Here is a 16,957-nt window from a genome sequence, read left to right on the forward strand (position 1 = left end):
GAGTGATATCGATCCAACAGCATCACAAGGAGGATCGTCGATGAACATCAGCTTGACGTTCAAGAATTTCGAACCGTCGGATCATCTGAGGAAGTACGCGCAAAAGCGCTTCGAAAAGCTGATCAAGTATGCCAACACCGGCAATACGGAGCTGAAGATAAATCTCGGGGTGGAGAAGTTCCGCCATATCGCCGAGGTCACGCTTTCCGGTGACAACATGAACATGTCCGCCGTGGAGGAGTCCGAGGACATGTACTCCTCCATCGACCTCGTGTACGACAAGATGACGTCGCAGGTCCGCAAGCTCCGCGAAAAGGGCAAGGACCGTCGTCGTTCCCGTGGCACCGTCCGCGACGAAGTCATCAGCTTCGAAGAAGGCGAAGCCGGACGCGAGGCGACCATTGTCGAGGCGCAGACCTACAAGCCCAAGCCCATGCTGGTGGACGAGGCTGCCATGCAGCTCGATACCCTCAATTACGAATTTCTCGTTTTCCTCAACGCCGAAACCGAGCGGGTCAACGTGATCTACCGCCGCAAGACGGGAGACTATGGTCTCATTGATCCCGGGATGTACGAATGAAGCTGGGTGATTTCCTGGATAACGAACTGATTTTGCCTGAACTTTCGGCCAGGACCAAATCTCGGGTCCTGGCCGAACTTGTGGCAGCCGTGGCTGAAAGGCGGCCGGAAATCGATGTGGAGGCCGCGCACAAGGTGCTCTTGGAGCGCGAGGCGCTCGGCACCACCGGCATCGGCGAGGGCATCGCCATCCCCCACGGCAAGCTCGACGCGCTGGAGGACATCGTCCTCGTGGTCGGGCGCTCCGCCGAGGGTGTGGAATTCGATGCGCTGGATTTCCGCCCCTGCCACATCTTCTTCCTCGTGCTCGCGCCAGAGAAGGTGGCCGGAATGCATCTGCGCATCCTCGCCCACATTTCGCGTATGCTCAAGGATGACGCATTTCGCAAGGCCTTCCTTTGTGCCGAGGGGCGCGAGGGATTGGCCAAGCTACTTGAGGGAGCGTGAGCCATGTTGGGCCGTGATGCATCCGGAGCGGAAAACAGCTTCCCGGTGATCATCCTCTCCGGCCTGTCCGGTGCGGGGAAATCGACGGCTCTTAAGGTTTTCGAGGACCTCGGATTCGTTACGGTGGATGGATTGCCGCCGAATCTCATCCCCGAACTCGTGGACCTTTTCCAGCGCCAGCGCGAGGTCTATCACCGTGGTCTCACGCTGGGCCTCGATGTCCGCCACTCCGACTTTCGCGAGAAATGGACCGGGGCGCTTGCCACCATGCGCAATAGCGGCGTCGAACCGCGAGTGGTCTTCGTGGAAGCCTCGGAAGAGGTTCTGCGCAGGCGTTACGCGGCGACGCGCCGTCCCCATCCGCTGGAGCAGGGCATCGGCCTTGATCGGGCGCTTGTGGAAGAGCGGGCGCTTCTGTTTCCCGTGCGTGATGTTGCGGAGATCGTGGTCGACACCTCCGACTATTCCATCCATGACCTGCGCCGCACCTTGCAAGAAAAGTGGAATTTTCTGCAGGACAAGCGCTACGGCCTGCATGTCTATCTCGTCACCTTCGGGTTCAAGCACGGCGTTCCCACGGATGCGGACCTCGTTTTCGATCTGCGGTTTCTGCCGAATCCGTACTTCGAGAAGGCGCTTCGGCCATTTACGGGGCGCGACAAGGCCGTGGCCGATTTCGTCCTTGGCTCGCCAGCGGGGCGGGAATATCTGGAAAAGCAATTGGAATTCCTGCATTATGTCCTGCCGTGCTACGCGCGGGAGGGCCGCTATCGGCTGACTGTGGCCATCGGCTGCACCGGCGGGCGGCATCGCTCCGTGGCCGTGGCTGAGGCTGTCTTTGACTCCTTGCGCGAGTCGGACTATGCAGTCTTTCTGGAACACAGGCATCTCGATTTGGATTAGAGCACCGCAGAACCGGGCCGTCCGGTCCCGCACACACTCCCAGCAGGAACATGAACACGGACAAGAAGACAAAGAACGTCGGCGTCATTATCGTCACGCATACCGATTACGGCACCCATCTGCTTAAGGCTGCCGAGGTTATCCTCGGCCCGCAGAAGGCCTGTGAGGCCATCGGTGTGGACGTCGCCCAGGAGATGGACGAGATTCTCAAGAATCTTCGAGAGGCCGTCCAGCGGACCGACACCGGTGCGGGCGTGCTTATCCTGACGGACATGTTCGGCGGCACTCCGACGAACCTGAGCCTGTCGCTTCTGGGAACCGGTCCCCTTGAAGTCATCACCGGCGTGAACCTGCCCATGCTGCTCAAGGTGCTGGGCACCCGGTCCATGGATCTCAAGAAGTTGGCCAGCGAGGCCTCCAATGCGGGCTGTCAGGGAATCGTCGTTGCGGGCGAAATCCTGCGACGAAAGGTCGCGGAGGCATAGGGCATGTTCTGGGTGCGCGTCGACAACCGGCTCGTTCATGGGCAGATAATCGAAACGTGGCTGCCGTTCACGAAGAGCCGCTGGATTATCGTCGCCAATGACGAACTTGTGGACGACGCGCTCCGGCAGGAGATCATGGGGCTGGCCATTCCGCATGGCATTGAGAAGCGTTTCGTCTCCGTCGCCGACGCATCCGGCTTTGTTGCGGATACCTTCGGCAAGGGTGCGGACCCGGATGCGCTGGTCCTGTTCGCCAGTTGTGCCGATGCCCGGCGGGCCTACGAGGCCGGGCTGGCTTTTCCTGTTTTGAATCTCGGCAACCTGCACTACGGGCCGGGCAAGGAGCAGATTTGCGCCCATGTGGCGCTGTCGGATACTGATCGGACGTGTCTCGGGTTCTTCTCCTCTTCCGGAATCGAGCTCGACTTCCGTTGCGTGCCCAGCGAACCCATTCAGGTGAGGCGCACATGGTAGAATCTCCTCTGATGACCATCGTCGCTGTCGCGGCTGTCGGTTTTTTTTTGTCCTCCTGTCCCTGTCCCGCTTCGCGATAAACGTCGGCATCCTTGAACGCCCGCTCGTTCAGGGGCTTGTGTGGGGACTGGTGACGGGGGATGTTTCGCTGGCCTTGTCCGTCTCCGCCGTCTTCGAACTCTTTTGGCTCGATCTCATTCCCGCGGGGACCTTCATCCCGCCCAATGCCGCCGCATCCAACCTTGCGGCGCTGATGCTCATCCACTTCTTTGGCTTCACCACCCCTGCCGAGGCCATGTTCCCCATCTTGTTCAGCCTCCCACTCAGTTGGTTCGCCGCGCGTCTGGAGCAGTTCCAGCGCTATAGGCAGAACGCCGCCTACGACGCCCTTCAGGCGCAGGTACGGCTGGGGCGTGACACGGCCTATGCGCCTGCCCGCTTGGTGGAGCGGTCCATCCTTCAGTCCGGCATCCTGTATTTCGTGTTCTTCGTCGCCAGCCTGATGGGGCTGATCGTCTTGACGGGCATGCTGCTTTCTAACGGTTTTCTGCATATGCAGACCGATGCGCTTGGCTGGGGGCACCTGTGGGTCGCCGCGAGTTTCGGTCCGCTGCTCTCGCTACGCTCCATGCGGGCCTATGCGCTACTTGTCGCCGGGGCCTGCTGTGTGACGGTAGCCGCATTCTTCGGTCGTTTCTGACGTTTTTTGTCCATCCTTCGCCCGGGGCTTCGGGATTTGCACGTTTCCTTCGGGGAATGCGGTTCTTGCTCCTTTTCTCACAAACATTCGGTGGCCGTGGTGCCGCATCCTGGGCCAGCGCGCGGAAAAGCCTGCGGCACCTAAAGTTTTATTTCGATGCTCCAAGGACTTGGCAGAGGCAATCCTTTGTGCTATTTGGCACAAACTTCGAGCGTGAATTTGCCCTTAGGCACAGCGAAAAATCCATTAGGAGGATCTGTCAATGTTAGTTCTCGGTCACATGAATCCTGATACTGATAGCATTGTCGCCGCCATTGCCCTTGCCGACCTGTTCAGCAAGCGCGGCATCGAAGCCAAGCCCGTGGCCCAGGGCAAGGTGACCCCTGAGTCCGCTTTCGTTCTCGAGAAGTTCGGCCTGACCGCTCCCGAGGTCGTGACCTCCGTCGCCGGCCAGAAGATCGCTCTCGTCGACACCACCGAGCTTGCCCAGCTGCCCGGTGACATCGCCCAGGCCGAGGTTCTGGCTGTTGCCGACCATCACAAGCTTGGCGACCTGTCCACCCCCAACCCGCTCGAAATGTGGGTTTGGCCGGTAGGCTGCACCTGCACCGTGCTGAAGTCCATGTACGACTTCTACGGTGTGGAAGTGTCCAAGGGCATCGCTGGCGCCATGCTCTGTGCCATCCTGTCCGACACCGTCATGTTCAAGTCCGTGACCTGCACCGAGGCCGACAAGAAGGCCGTCGAGGCTCTGGCCAAGATCTCTGGCGTGTCCGACGTGATGGGCCTTGGCATGGAGATGTTCAAGGTCAAGAGCGCCGTTGAAGGCGCTCCCATGCGCGACCTCGTCTTCCGTGACTACAAGGATTTCGACATGGCTGGCCACGGCGTTGGCATCGGCCAGCTGGAAGTCGTGGACCTCGACATCCTCAAGCCCTACGTTGATGGCCTCTACGAGGAGATCACCAAGCTGAAGGGCGAGAAGGGTCATCACACCATCATGCTGATGCTGACCGACATCATGAAGGAAGGCACCGAGATGCTGTTCGTCACCGACGACAAGGCCGTCTTCAAGAAGGCCTTCGGTGTGGACGCTGGCGAGCGTTCCTTCTGGCTGCAGGGCTGCATGTCCCGCAAGAAGCAGGTTGTGCCCGATTTCCAGGCTAAGGCTTTCGCCTAAGTCCGGACCACGGCCCAACGGCTGTACCGCCTGATTGCAAGGCCCGGCAGGTTTTTCCTGCCGGGCCTTTTTGTGTGTGGCGAGGGGGGGAGTGGAGGCGTGGTTTTCTTGTACGAAGCACACGCGAGGCGTCAGTTGCGTGGTTGCGAAATCGAAACGTTGCGGAACATGATATCGTCCTTTCCTACAAGGAATTTTCCGTAAGCTTGGTATGAAAAGTGCATTATTGACGGCGGTTGGGCGAATGACGTTAAAATTGACGTAGCCCAATGCCAAGCTGATGTCTCGCTGCTGTTGTGATTCGCTACTGACGTTTATGTTGAAATTGAATCTTTCATGTTGCACCTCGGTCACATTTTCGATGCTGGTGAAGCGGTGGGATGAATGAGGGTACTGTTCCAGATAAGAGATAATAGCACATCCATTCCTGGCGGTGATCTTGTTGTCGCATCAAGTTTGATGCGAGAACTTGCCGCGTGCGGTGTGGATGTCGAGATGCGAACAGATCATGACAGTGATGTTCGTGGATATGACGTCGTCCATATCTTCAATTATGATGTTCCATTTGCATTGAATGCGGCACGCTGCGGCGTTCCGTATGTCGTTACGCCGATGTTCGAGGATTTCGGACGGTATTTCGAGCGTTCGCAGCGGGCAATCTGTGCCTTCGCGAGGCATCTTTCCGGAGATATGCCGCCCGATGTGCTCAATGCGGAGCTGCGCGGCATTTCCGGGCGTAGTAGCGCGGAATTGTCCTATGCGGATATTGCCTTCATGGCCGAAGGGGCACAGGCCACATTCGCTAGCGGCGAATCCGAGGGGCGGCGAATCAAGGAGGCCTTTCCCAAGGCTGGACCTGTTTGGCCTGTGCATCTCGGATTTGCGCGTCCTACTTCTGTGAAGGGCGATGCTGTCGAACTTTGCGCCGAACGCTTCGGAGTGCGGGATTTCGTCCTGTGCGTGGGGCGGTTGGAGTCGCGCAAGAATCAGCTCATGCTGTTGCATGCCCTGCGCGACGACGACATTCCGCTTGTTTTCGTCAATAGTTCGGCATTCGACGACGAGTACGGGCGGCTGTGCCGCGCCTATCCACGCCGTGGGCGGACGATTTTTACCGGGCGTGTCGATGCGGAAACCCTTTGCGCACTGTATGCGGCCGCGCGTGTCCATGCGTTGCCGAGCTGGTATGAACTGCCGGGACTCGTCTCGCTTGAGGCTGCATGGGCCGGGTGTGAAGTGGTCGCCCCTGATTGGGGGACTTTGCCTTCCTATCTTGGAGACCTCGTTCATTACTGCGATCCCAGCGACCCGGACTCGATCCGCAGAGCGGTCCTTGCTGCGCTGGGTTCGTCGAAGGCTTCCGGTGCGCGCGACGCTCTCGCCCAATGCACATGGGAGAGCGCGGCGCAAAGGGTGCTTGGCGTCTACGAAGACGTCGCGGCAGCCTGCGCCACCGAGGTTGGCGCAGAAAGATTGCGGGGCATCCGGCGTGTGGCATCCATGGAGGAGGGACTCCGCGCGCGGCGTCGGCGGGCGATGGACATGGCCTTTACTGCCCCCGGTGATTCTCTGCGCCTAGCCACAGGCCTTCTGCGACAGCGTCCGGGAAATCCGTCGCTTCTGTACTGCTGCGGTGTGGCGCATACCGTGGCGGGGCAATTCATCGAGGCGGAACGATGTCTCAAGGCGGCACTGAAACTGCAGCCCTTTTTGTGCGTTGAAGCCTATCTGTATCTTGCCTTGGGGATGTCTCGTCAGGGACGTCCCGGCGAGGTGCTGCGCGTGGTTGACAATGTGGCGCGACTGTTTCCGTTTGTGCAGCCTGAACATTTCTCGTTGCTTGAACAGTATCGCAAGCAGGCGGTGTGTGTAATGGAACGCGATGATGGTCTTGGAGTATTGGAGTTTCCTGCGTGACGGCGTGCGCATGAGCTGCCATTGCGTTGGCGTTGTTGTGTGACGTCCGCAAAGACGGGCGCTGATCAAGATCGATATTGGGCAGGTTTTGAGAATGACGGAAGAACGTTGTTGTGTGTCGGGCGGAGGCGTGATTTGGATCACGGGACTGTCCGGTTCAGGGAAGTCGACACTTGCGGGCGAAGTGGTTCGCCGCCTGCGTGAGCAGGGCAAAGTTGCCGTGCTGCTTGATGGTGATGAACTGCGCGATGCGCTGGGCCGCAGCGATTTGGGAAGTGTGAATCATGGCCGTGATGCGCGCCTGGAACTGGCCTTGCGATATGGCCGTCTGTGTCGTCTGGTGGCGTCCCAGGGCGTTCTCGTCGTGATTGCCACGATTTCCCTGTTTCACGAGGTGCATGCCTGGAATCGTGAACATCTTCCCGAATATTTCGAAGTGTATCTCGACGTGCCGCTGGCCGAATTGCGCCGCCGGGATCCGAAGGGGATATACAGCCGTTTTGATGCCGGGGAACTGGACAACGTGGCTGGGCTGGATCTCCCCGTCGACGAGCCTGAAAACCCGGATTGGGTCGCTCAATTCATGCCGGGGAGAAGCGTGGCGGAACTGGCTGATGAATTGTTCAACCATTTGTAGGTTCGAGGGGGTTGAATGAGGGGCGCATGGCGTTTCATCGTGTTGTCCGATGTCTGCCCGCAACGTCTTGCGGGGCTTGGAGTCGTCAGAATCGACGCACCCTACACCTCGAACGTCCGAATTGCCCAACTTTGTTGAGAGGAAATCCCATGGCTTTGAGGTTTACCACAAAGGCGGGAACGCTCGCGTTGTTGCAGGGCCGTCTCCAAACGGCCAGGATAGCTCCGCTAGTTGCCTTTACCGTGCGGGAATGGCAGGCAGGTCGCGCTGTGTTTCTGGAACATATTCCAGATGCGTTGGGATCGGGACCATGGATTGTCCGTTCAAGTTGTCTGCGGGAGGATTGCGCGGAAAGCTCGAACGCCGGGGCATTTCTGTCCCTCTTGAATGTCGGAATCGAGACGCTTGGCGATGCTGTCGAGCAGGTCATCGCCGCCTACGGCGAGGCTCAGCCGGTGGATGAGGTCCTTGTCCAACCTATGCTGCGCAATGTGCTTCGATCTGGCGTCGTCTTTTCGCATGATCCGAATACCTGTGCTCCCTACCGGGTGGTGAACTGGACCGAAGGGGCCGATACGGCAGCCATCACCGGAGGATCGGGCGGCCGCATATGGCAGCAGGCCGCATGTTCGCCTGTTGCACCGCCCGAGACCGTGGGTGGAGCTGTGGCGCTGGTCGAGGAGTTGCTGGAGCTTTTCGGGAATATCCCTATAGACTGCGAGTTCGCGGTGACCCGCGAGTCCGGGCATGAGGTGTTGTGGCTCCTGCAGGCTCGGCCTCTCATTCTTCGTCAGGCCCCGGTGAAGGACGAAGCGCAGGCTGTACGCCTGCATCGTATTCAGGAGAAGGTTGTCCGTGGCATGCGCCCCCATCCGTTTCTCATGGGGCGGCGTACTGTCTACGGAGTGATGCCGGATTGGAATCCTGCGGAGATCATCGGCATCCGTCCAAAGCCTTTGGCACTTTCTCTTTATCGGGAGCTGGTTACGGACGCTATCTGGGCCTATCAGCGTCACAACTACGGATATCGCCATCTGCGCAGCTTTCCGCTGATGCCGCATTTCTTCGGCCTTCCGTACATAGACGTGCGTGTTTCATTCAACTCGTTTGTCCCTGCTGACCTTGACGATGGAATCGCAGGGCGGCTTGTCGATCACTACATTGATCAGTTGCTTGCCAAGCCAGCCCTGCATGACAAGGTCGAATTCGAGATTGTCTATTCCTGCTATACCCTCGATTTGCCGCAGCGGTTGGGCCGTCTTGGCCGCGCCGGATTTTCCGCGACGGAATGCCGCGCCATCGAGGAGAGTTTGAGACGATTGACGAATCGCATCGTCACGCCAAAGGACGGACTCTGGCGGGCGGATGCTGCAAAGCTCGACATACTTGAGAAACGTCGGGGACAACTGCTCGCTTCGGATGTGGACCTTGTCGAGCGCATCTACTGGCTGCTTGAGGATGCCAAGCGCTACGGAACGTTGCCGTTCGCTGGGCTGGCGCGAGTTGGCTTTATGGCTGTCCAGATGCTTCGGTCGATGGTGGCTGTCGGTGTGCTTTCGCAGGACGATTATGACGCGTTCATCGGGAGCGTATCCACCGTCAGCGGGCAGTTGGCGCGTGACAGATGCGTGCTTGATCGCACTTCCTTTCTGGCACGCTACGGGCACTTGCGCCCCGGCACCTACGACATCCTGTCGCCCCGTTACGACGAGGCACCCGACATGTATTTCGATTGGGAGAGGCGTCTCTGCGAACCTGAGCCGCCAAGTCCGTTCTCCATGACGCTTCCGCAGATGCGGAAGCTGTCCGGTTTGCTTGAGACGCACGGGCTACATTCCGATCCCATAGGCCTTTTCGATTTCCTTCAGGCGGGCATAGAACTTCGCGAGCTTTCGAAGTTCCACTTCACTCGCAATCTTTCGGACGCGTTGGCGTTGATGGCGAGATGCGGCGAGATGTGGGGCTTCTCTCGTGAGGATATGGCCTATTGCGATGTGGAGGCGTTCCGGGAATTGCATATCGCGGCAACAGATCCCCGGGATGTGCTCACGAGGAGTATCGAGCGGGGTAGGGCGCGCTACGCCGAGACGCTGTCGCTCGCCCTGCCTCCGCTCGTGACCAGCCCGGAGGACGTGTGGGGCTTCGAGTGGCCCGAGACCACCCCCAATTTCATTTCTCAGAAGCGAGTGACTGCGCCCGTAACGACCAGTGATCACCGCGAGGCGCTCGCTGGGGCTGTGGTGTGCATTCCGAGTGCCGACCCTGGCTTCGATTGGCTTTTCTCCTATCCCATTGCCGGACTCATTACCGCGTGGGGCGGGGCAAATTCGCACATGGCCATTCGTGCGGGAGAGCTTGGGGTGCCTGCGGTTATTGGTGCAGGGGAGATGCTGTACCGGCGGTGGGCCAGCGCGCATCGGCTGCACGTAGATTGCGCAGGGCGCAGGGTGGAGGTGCTGGCGTGATGAAGGTGGCTGTGAGCCAGCGTGTGGATGTTCATCCGAATCGTGATGAGCGACGGGATGCCCTTGATCAGCGTATGGTCCAGTGGCTCTGCCATGCCGGGTGCATGTCTGTTCCCGTGCCGAATGGTCTGGTCAGCGTTGGGCATGACGCGGGATGCGCACGGCTTGTCGAATGGTTGGATGCCATCGAGCCAGAGGCAATTTTGCTGTCCGGCGGGAACGATCTCGGCGAGGCTGCGGAAAGGGATGTCACGGAGCGCTTCCTGCTTGACTTCGCTCGGGAACGCCATTTGCCTGTTCTAGGAATCTGTCGGGGCATGCAGATGATGGGCGTGTGGGGCGGTGCCGGAATCAGTCCGATTTCGGGGCATGTACGAATCCGGCATCTCCTGTGTGGTGCTGTGGACGGCGAAGCGAACAGCTTCCACACCATGGCGCTGCGGGAGTGCCCACAAGGCTTTTCCGTATTGGCCCGGAGCGAAGATGGCGTCATTGAGGCCATGCGGCACGACGAACTGCCATGGGAAGGCTGGATGTGGCACCCGGAGCGGGAGCTGAACTTTTCCGCGCGGGACATCGCGCGGGTGCGGACCCTTTTCGGGTTGTGAAACCATGGGCAGGGATGCCCAGGAATCTGGAGAGTCATGAGAGCCATTATTCTGGCTGCCGGGCGTGGTAGCCGTATGAAGAATCTGACGGATGATCGGCCCAAATGCCTTGTGGAACTGCACGGGCGTGCGCTTCTCGATTGGCAGCTGCATGCCCTGCGGGGGGGCGGAATCGACGATATCGCGATAGTCACGGGCTACCGGCGCGAGATGCTGGCAAACAGGGGGCTTGTCGAGTTCCACAACTCGCGATGGGCGCAGACCAACATGGTGACCTCGCTGTCCTGCGCGCGGGAGTGGCTGGAGGCTGCCCCATGCGTTGTCAGCTATTCCGACATATTCTATGACGCTACGGCTGTGCGGGCGCTTATGACGTGCCGCGCGGCGCTAGCCGTCACCTTCGATCCCCAGTGGCAGCGGTTGTGGACAAAGCGCTTCGGCGATCCGCTGCTGGATGCCGAAACGTTCCGTCTTGCCCCGGATGCTGCTCATTTAGCGGAAATCGGCAACAAGCCGAAGACCGTCGATGAGGTTCAGGGGCAGTATATGGGGCTTCTGCGCTTTACGCCCGAGGGGTGGCACGAGGTTGAGATGCTGCGGGAAGCGATGCCGCAGGGTGTGCGGGATGCGATGCACATGACCGGCACGTTGCAGAAGATCATCGAAACCGGTCGGGTGTCCGTCGCCGCGTTGCCGTATTCCGGCATGTGGGGTGAGGTGGACTCCGGCGAGGATCTTGCTGTGTATGCCGCAGGAATTGGGCACGATTTTGCAATGTGACCTGTCGCGTCAAAATTACTGCATTCGGATGGCTGTCCGGGTGATGAATCAGCCTGCAAAGGGCTTTCGCATAGCGAACTGATGGAGCTTGAAGATGGTAGGACTTGAAGAGCGCCTTGACGCGCTGCTGGACGAGGAGTGGAAGGTTTGCGCTATTTTGTATTACGGGAGATCGGGTTCCTTTCTTCTGCATTCGCTTCTTGATTCGCATCCGTCATTGATAAGCCTGCCTTTTGAGACTCCTGGTGTGCATCATTATTTTGGTGATTGGTCGTCGTTTCGAACCAATGCGTTCGAGAAGATGAAGAATGCGATCACGGGTATAGTTGATAAGAGCACGAAGGATGCATTTCACAAGATAGACGAAAAGCGCTTTCTCGATATCATGAGTGGCTTCTTCGTCCGGGACAGGATGGTTTCGAAGAGGTCGTTCTTCATCGCTCTGCATGTGGCATATGCCCTTGCGCATGGGGAGAGCCTCGATGAGATCGAACGTAGCCGATACATCCTGTACCAACATCACGATCCAGAGGCCTTCTCGATGCGGGAATTGGCTAAAGATTTTCCCGAAGTGAAGTTTCTCCAGACCGTTCGCAATCCGGTGCAGACTTTCGGCTCGAACATTTCGGTCACCATTTGCAATTTTAAGCCGTATCCCGTTCAGCCTAGTTTGATGCTGCATATCATCCGCGATCACGTATATGCCGGTGGCGGCGATGATGACATGCGGCGCAGAACGCGGGCCGTGCGGCTTGAAGACATGCACCTGAATACGTATCCGCTCATGAGAGGCATTGCCGAGTGGCTTGGCATTGCGTGGGATGATGTGCTCATGAGGTCGACCAAAAACGGTTTGGTCTATGAAGAAGATTTCAGGCGTCCGTGGGTTCTTGATAAGAAGCATGAGGACCTGTTGAGGGCGTTCGATGTGAAGCGTCTCAAGGCGTTATTTCACCGCAACGCCGAAGCATGGGGTTACGACTGCGAAGGTGTGATGAGTTGTGAACAGCTTTGTGAGACGATTCGCAGCAGCTTCAAATTCTACAAGCATCTCGATTTCGCCATTCACCTTCCTATGCACGAGGAACCACGGCGAGAGTTCGACATAATGATGCATGCATATGCTGCTGATGTTCGTGATGGGAACATGGCTCCGCGTTTTGATGTCGTTCCCTTTGCATAGGGGACGGGCGCTAGATTGACATGCTTTGCGCCGAAGTGCGCATGTTTTGCGTCGATAAGTATTTATAATAATAGGAGGATTTCTCGTGATGGAAACTCGAAATGACGAAGTCGTTCGTGACGCGGGAACGTCCTGCGCAGAGACGACGCTCAAGAGCGCCGTCTGGTTTTTGACCTTCAATTGCAACTATCGCTGCCCGTACTGCTGGGAAGTGCAGCGCATGGAACGCGGCGAATTCAAGCCGGAACCATATGTGGACTCCGCCCGCTGGGTCGAGGCGTGGAATCGGCTGTGCCCGGACGTGCTCGATATCTCCGGCGGCGAGCCGTGGCTCCAGCCGGGCTTCATCGACATGCTTGAAGCCTTTGACGACAGGATCAGGATCGCCATCACGACCAACGCTTCGCACGATCTGACCGAGTTCGTGCAGCGCATCAGCCCGGAGAAGGTGTTCAGCATGACGCTGAGCTATCATCCCTCCCAGCGGATGAATCCCGAATTCTTTCTCGGCAAGTGTCTGCTTCTCAAGAAGCGAGGCTTTCACATCACGGTCAATTTTGTGACGTGGCCCGAGCAGATGTGGCTGCTGCCGCGCGTGAAGAAGATGTTCGAGTCCAACGGCGTGCGCTTCCATGTCGATCCCTACGCGGCCACGCCTTACAAGAAGTATGAGTTCTTTCAGCGGGAGATGGATTTCATTCGCTATTACGTTGGTGATGACCGTGCACATTGGTTCGGTGGCGTGGATACGACTCCCGTATTGTGCAGTGGCGGAATGACGCATTTGAATGTTCAGCCCAATGGCGATGCCTTCCGTTGCATCAATGACAAGATCCTCGACAAGCCGATGGTCGGCAACATTCTCGACGAGAATTTCCGGCTAAACGATAGGTGGACCCATTGCGCCGAGTTCCACCGTTGCCCCGGCTGTGACAAGGACAAGGTACAGGTGCGCAAGCTGGAATCCCCAGAGCAGGAAAAAACGTCAGAACCGTTGTCCTATACGCTTTGATCGGGGGAGGCATGAAACTCAACGTCGGCTGTGGGCCAGACATTCGTCCCGGCTACATCAACATCGACTGGAATCCCGCCTCGGGTGTCAATATTGTCAGTGACGCCCGGGCGTTGCCTTTTGCCGATTGTTCTGTGGACGAGGTGCTTGCCTCGGATATCCTGGAGCACTTTCCCTGGGCCGAGGTTCGTGATGTGTTGCGTGAATGGAAGCGGGTGCTCAAGGGCGGCGGGCGGCTGGAACTGCGTACGCCGGACCTTGGCGGGCTTGTCCGGCTGTACAATGCGCGGCGTCCGGGATGGCGGCGCGAGGATGGCGTGACCAAGGGCGTGGACCCGATAGTCGAACGGCTTTATGGCGGACAGGATTTCCACGGAAATTTCCACTACGTGATCTTCGACCAGCAGTCCCTGCGTGAACTGTTGGAGGAGGAAGGATTTCTTGTCGTCAACATCTCGCCGGACGTGAACGATATTTCGAACCTCATCGCCACTGCCGTGCGTAGGCTATGCGGCGAGGAGGCGTATGTGGCGGAGTCGGACTGCCCGGCCTTCGCCACGTGCCCCATCGTTCGGGATTTCATGCGCCGCGCCGATCAGATCGAAATAGTGGATGATGTGCCCATCCGCTTCTGCTCGGACGACATCCGCTTCTACGAGCCGAAGCATTTGACGAGTAGATCGCTTTCGAAGCTGTGCCCGAGGCTGGCCGAACTGCGTGCCGAATTGGAGGAGGGGAGCCTGACGTGGCAGGGCCCGACCTTCGGGCCAAGCGGATACGCTTTCGCTGCACGGGGATACCTGATCGGTTTGGACGAGCTTGGATGCCCTGCACGGTGTCAGCCCCTTTGGGGCGATTGCAAGTTGAGCTTCAAGGATGTGAGCGATGAGTGAGGCGACGCCCCCCGCATTCAGCGGATATGTGGATGGCTATTTTCGGGAGTTCGACATGCGGACTCCTTTGGATCGGCATACCGCCCAGAGGCTGATTGATCTCGGTAGGCTCAAGTCGGGCGGTGTGTATGTGATTCATCACCCGCCGACCAATCTCTCTCGCGATTTCTATCAGGAATTCCGGTGCGTAAATCCGGGGATGCGGGCCTATGTCGGCTATACGGCCTTTGAGACGGATGGGTTGCCGCCGGGCTGGGCCGAGTCCTGCAACCGGATGGACGAGATATGGGTTCCTTCGCGTTTCAATCTCGAAACGTTTGCCCGCGCCGGAGTGGATAGGGAGCTGCTTCATGTGGTGCCGCACGGTTTCCGTCCGCGCGATTACAGACCAAGCATGACGACACCGCTTACCGTCGGTGAGGCCAAGGGCTTCAACTTTTTGTCTATTTTCGAATGGACGCCGCGCAAGGGATGGGATGCGCTCATCCGCGCGTATGTCGAGGAGTTCTCGCGAGACGAGGATGTCCGGCTCATCATCCGGTCGTATCAGGGAGGAGGCGTCATCGGTGACGTACCCCCTGTGCACGTTCAGTTGGCGCAGTTCCTGCGCGACATCGGGCACGACCCGGATGAGATTCCACGCATTGACTTCATTGATGCCATGGTTCCCTCGGACCTGATGCCGAGCCTGTACAAGGCTGCGGATTGTTTCGTCCTGCCTACGCGTGGCGAGGGCTGGGGAATTCCGTTCACTGAGTCCATGCTTATGGAATTGCCGGTCATCGCCACCCGTTGGAGTGGACACCTGGAATTCATGAACGATTCCAATTCGTATTTGGTGGATGTGGATGGAATCGTGCCTGTCGGCGAGGATCAGGTTCGGACGAACCCCCTTTATGGTGGGCAGAATTGGGCGGAGCCGTCCGTTGGACATCTGCGTGAACTGATGCGTCATGTTTTCGAACATCGGGACGAAGCGGCGCAGGTCGGTAAGCGGGCTCGTACACATATCCTTAATAATTTTACCCATGTGCATGCGGCGGCGATCATCCTTGAACGCAAGCGGGCCTTGCTGTCGCGGCGGGTGCATGCCGTGCCTCGGCAGGATGCGCCGCATCGTGTGCTGTTTCGTTCGAATGTCGCCGGGTTGGGCGGCGCGGGGGATGCTTCCGTGATTTTGGCGCGGCTCAAGGAGGGGCTGGAGGCCAAAGGAATTGCAGTCGATCTCGCGTTCTCTCCGCAGGAGGACATCTCTGCGTACGATCTGGTGCACTATTTCACCATGGACTGGCAGTGGGTACCCGAGGTCGCAGCCCAGAAGGTTCCTGTGGTGTTGACCCCCGTGTGCGGCGATTGCGGTGCGCATGTCGGAATGGCCATGCAGACCGTGGCCGCGTTTCAGGCGGCTGAGTCCGAAGGCGGTAAGGCTGGGCTGGATGATGCGCTTCGTGAGACAGCCGCCCGCCGCTGCCCGGAAGGCGTTCCGTGGGCAATGCGTTTCTGCTTCGACTGCATGGATGCTGTTCTCTCCTTTGGAGATGGCGAGGGACGCATGATTCGGTCGGTCGTTGGTGCGCCGAGTACCGTACATGTCGCACGGATGGGCGGTGATTCTGCCGATTCGGAAGGTAAAGACACGGACGCGAGCCTCTTTGTGCGGACGCATGGGGTGAAGGATTTCGTCTTGTGCGTTACTCCCGTCGGGATGATGCATAATCAGTTGATGCTTTTGCACGCCTTGCGGGATGACGACATTTCGGTGGTTGTGTTGACTGAGCGCGGGCTACAGACGTTTTATGGCGATCTGTGCATGAAGATCAGGCGCGTTGGACCTACTTTTTTTGTTGAGAATGCATCCCCGGAGATGTTGGAATCCGCACGCATGGCTGCCAAAGTGTGCGTCATGCCGGGGTGGGGAGGTTCAGCGTTGCATTCAGTCATTGAGGCGGCGCGTTGCGGATGCAACATTGTCGTTTCCGATGGTGATGACGCCAGAGGATACTTCGCCGACAATGCATGGTATTGCCATCCGGATGATGCACAAGCGATAAGACGTGTCGTGCTGGATGCCTATTCTGCGCCGCGTGATGCTCGGCGAGCAGGGGAATGCGTGTTGAGTGGATGGAATGAGGCTATCGACACCACCATCGCGGTCTACGAAAATCTGTTGCGGCAGTGGTCATCCATGGATGTGGAGACGCATGTGCGCAAACGTGAGGCCCGCGTGGCGGAGGTCCGTTCGTATTTCCTCGTCAAAAATTCGCTACGCAGGCTGACCAGAAACGATCCGCCCCGCGCGGTGCAGGTTGCGCGGGAGATGATACGGAAGTATCCGCAGGACGCTGAACTTCATGAACTGCTGGGTTCCGCACTTTTGCAGACTCGCAATTTCGATGAGGCTGCCGATGCACTGCGTCGGACCATGGAGGTTGGCGGCGTGGATAGGTTGGATTTGCACCTGATGCTCTGTCTTTCGCTGATAGGACAGGAGCGCTTCGAGGACGCCGGGGACGCCTTGCGCGAAGGTTTGCGCCGGGTGCCCGTCACGAGTGATACGGAGCGTAGCATCGTGGCCGAATATCAGGATAGGATAGCCCGGCGTGAAAAGCTCGCTGCGCAGGAGCTTGTCGGGTCCATTCCAGCATCTTGCTGATTGGCACAGAATGATCGGATGAAGAAAATCGAAGGCCCCCG

Annotated in this window: 16 protein-coding genes; all 16 read left to right on the forward strand. The window is 58.4% G+C overall.

Annotated features, from left to right (window positions below; translation table 11 throughout):
- Positions 1 to 40: 40 nt before the first annotated feature.
- The 16 genes from hpf to GGQ74_RS01855 all read left to right on the forward strand — a co-directional run bounded on the left by hpf (position 41) and on the right by GGQ74_RS01855 (position 16,916).
- The gene (gene hpf, locus GGQ74_RS01780) at positions 41 to 580 is read left to right on the forward strand and encodes a ribosome hibernation-promoting factor, HPF/YfiA family (protein WP_167939829.1); all 540 of its coding nucleotides are present in this window, start codon (positions 41 to 43) and stop codon (positions 578 to 580) included.
- Positions 577 to 1,026 carry a PTS sugar transporter subunit IIA gene (locus GGQ74_RS01785; protein ID WP_167939830.1) on the forward strand — a complete coding sequence of 150 codons (450 nt, stop codon included), beginning with the start codon at positions 577 to 579 and terminating at the stop codon, positions 1,024 to 1,026. Before hpf ends, GGQ74_RS01785 begins: the two co-directional genes overlap by 4 nt.
- 3 nt (positions 1,027 to 1,029) lie before the next feature.
- A complete protein-coding gene (rapZ, locus tag GGQ74_RS01790) occupies positions 1,030 to 1,929 on the forward strand; it encodes an RNase adapter RapZ (protein ID WP_167939831.1) in 900 nt (299 codons plus the stop codon).
- 50 nt (positions 1,930 to 1,979) lie between these two features.
- A complete protein-coding gene (locus tag GGQ74_RS01795) occupies positions 1,980 to 2,414 on the forward strand; it encodes a PTS sugar transporter subunit IIA (RefSeq protein ID WP_167939832.1) in 435 nt (144 codons plus the stop codon).
- Between the two features lie 3 nt (positions 2,415 to 2,417).
- Positions 2,418 to 2,888 (forward strand): PTS sugar transporter subunit IIB, encoded by a 471-nt coding sequence (locus GGQ74_RS01800; RefSeq protein ID WP_167939833.1) that lies wholly within the window; start codon positions 2,418 to 2,420, stop codon positions 2,886 to 2,888.
- Between the two features lie 76 nt (positions 2,889 to 2,964).
- Entirely contained in the window at positions 2,965 to 3,588 is a 624-nt protein-coding gene (locus GGQ74_RS01805) for a PTS sugar transporter subunit IIC (RefSeq protein ID WP_342448593.1), read from the forward strand.
- Between the two features lie 256 nt (positions 3,589 to 3,844).
- Entirely contained in the window at positions 3,845 to 4,768 is a 924-nt protein-coding gene (locus GGQ74_RS01810; RefSeq protein ID WP_167940971.1) for a manganese-dependent inorganic pyrophosphatase, read from the forward strand.
- Between the two features lie 384 nt (positions 4,769 to 5,152).
- Positions 5,153 to 6,685 carry a glycosyltransferase gene (locus tag GGQ74_RS01815; RefSeq protein ID WP_167939834.1) on the forward strand — a complete coding sequence of 511 codons (1,533 nt, stop codon included), beginning with the start codon at positions 5,153 to 5,155 and terminating at the stop codon, positions 6,683 to 6,685.
- A gap of 94 nt (positions 6,686 to 6,779) precedes the next feature.
- On the forward strand, positions 6,780 to 7,322 hold the full coding sequence (locus GGQ74_RS01820) for an adenylyl-sulfate kinase (RefSeq protein ID WP_167939835.1): 543 nt from the start codon (positions 6,780 to 6,782) through the stop codon (positions 7,320 to 7,322).
- A gap of 149 nt (positions 7,323 to 7,471) precedes the next feature.
- Positions 7,472 to 9,787, forward strand: coding sequence for a PEP-utilizing enzyme (locus GGQ74_RS01825; protein ID WP_167939836.1), 2,316 nt, complete (start codon positions 7,472 to 7,474; stop codon positions 9,785 to 9,787).
- A complete protein-coding gene (locus GGQ74_RS01830) occupies positions 9,787 to 10,395 on the forward strand; it encodes a gamma-glutamyl-gamma-aminobutyrate hydrolase family protein (RefSeq protein WP_167940972.1) in 609 nt (202 codons plus the stop codon). The genes GGQ74_RS01825 and GGQ74_RS01830 overlap by 1 nt, the downstream gene beginning before the upstream one ends.
- Before the next feature lie 36 nt (positions 10,396 to 10,431).
- Entirely contained in the window at positions 10,432 to 11,175 is a 744-nt protein-coding gene (locus GGQ74_RS01835; protein ID WP_167939837.1) for a phosphocholine cytidylyltransferase family protein, read from the forward strand.
- A 94-nt stretch (positions 11,176 to 11,269) separates the two neighbouring features.
- Positions 11,270 to 12,358: a sulfotransferase gene (locus tag GGQ74_RS01840; RefSeq protein WP_167939838.1), complete on the forward strand. Its 1,089-nt coding sequence runs from the start codon at positions 11,270 to 11,272 to the stop codon at positions 12,356 to 12,358.
- An 88-nt stretch (positions 12,359 to 12,446) separates the two neighbouring features.
- On the forward strand, positions 12,447 to 13,370 hold the full coding sequence (locus GGQ74_RS01845; protein WP_245168165.1) for a radical SAM protein: 924 nt from the start codon (positions 12,447 to 12,449) through the stop codon (positions 13,368 to 13,370).
- A gap of 11 nt (positions 13,371 to 13,381) precedes the next feature.
- Positions 13,382 to 14,263 carry a class I SAM-dependent methyltransferase gene (locus GGQ74_RS01850; protein WP_167939840.1) on the forward strand — a complete coding sequence of 294 codons (882 nt, stop codon included), beginning with the start codon at positions 13,382 to 13,384 and terminating at the stop codon, positions 14,261 to 14,263.
- Positions 14,256 to 16,916, forward strand: coding sequence for a glycosyltransferase (locus tag GGQ74_RS01855; RefSeq protein ID WP_167939841.1), 2,661 nt, complete (start codon positions 14,256 to 14,258; stop codon positions 16,914 to 16,916). The genes GGQ74_RS01850 and GGQ74_RS01855 overlap by 8 nt, the downstream gene beginning before the upstream one ends.
- Positions 16,917 to 16,957: the final 41 nt, after the last annotated feature.

The sequence above is a fragment of the Desulfobaculum xiamenense genome, assembly GCF_011927665.1.
GTDB classification, from domain to species: domain Bacteria; phylum Desulfobacterota; class Desulfovibrionia; order Desulfovibrionales; family Desulfovibrionaceae; genus Desulfobaculum; species Desulfobaculum xiamenense.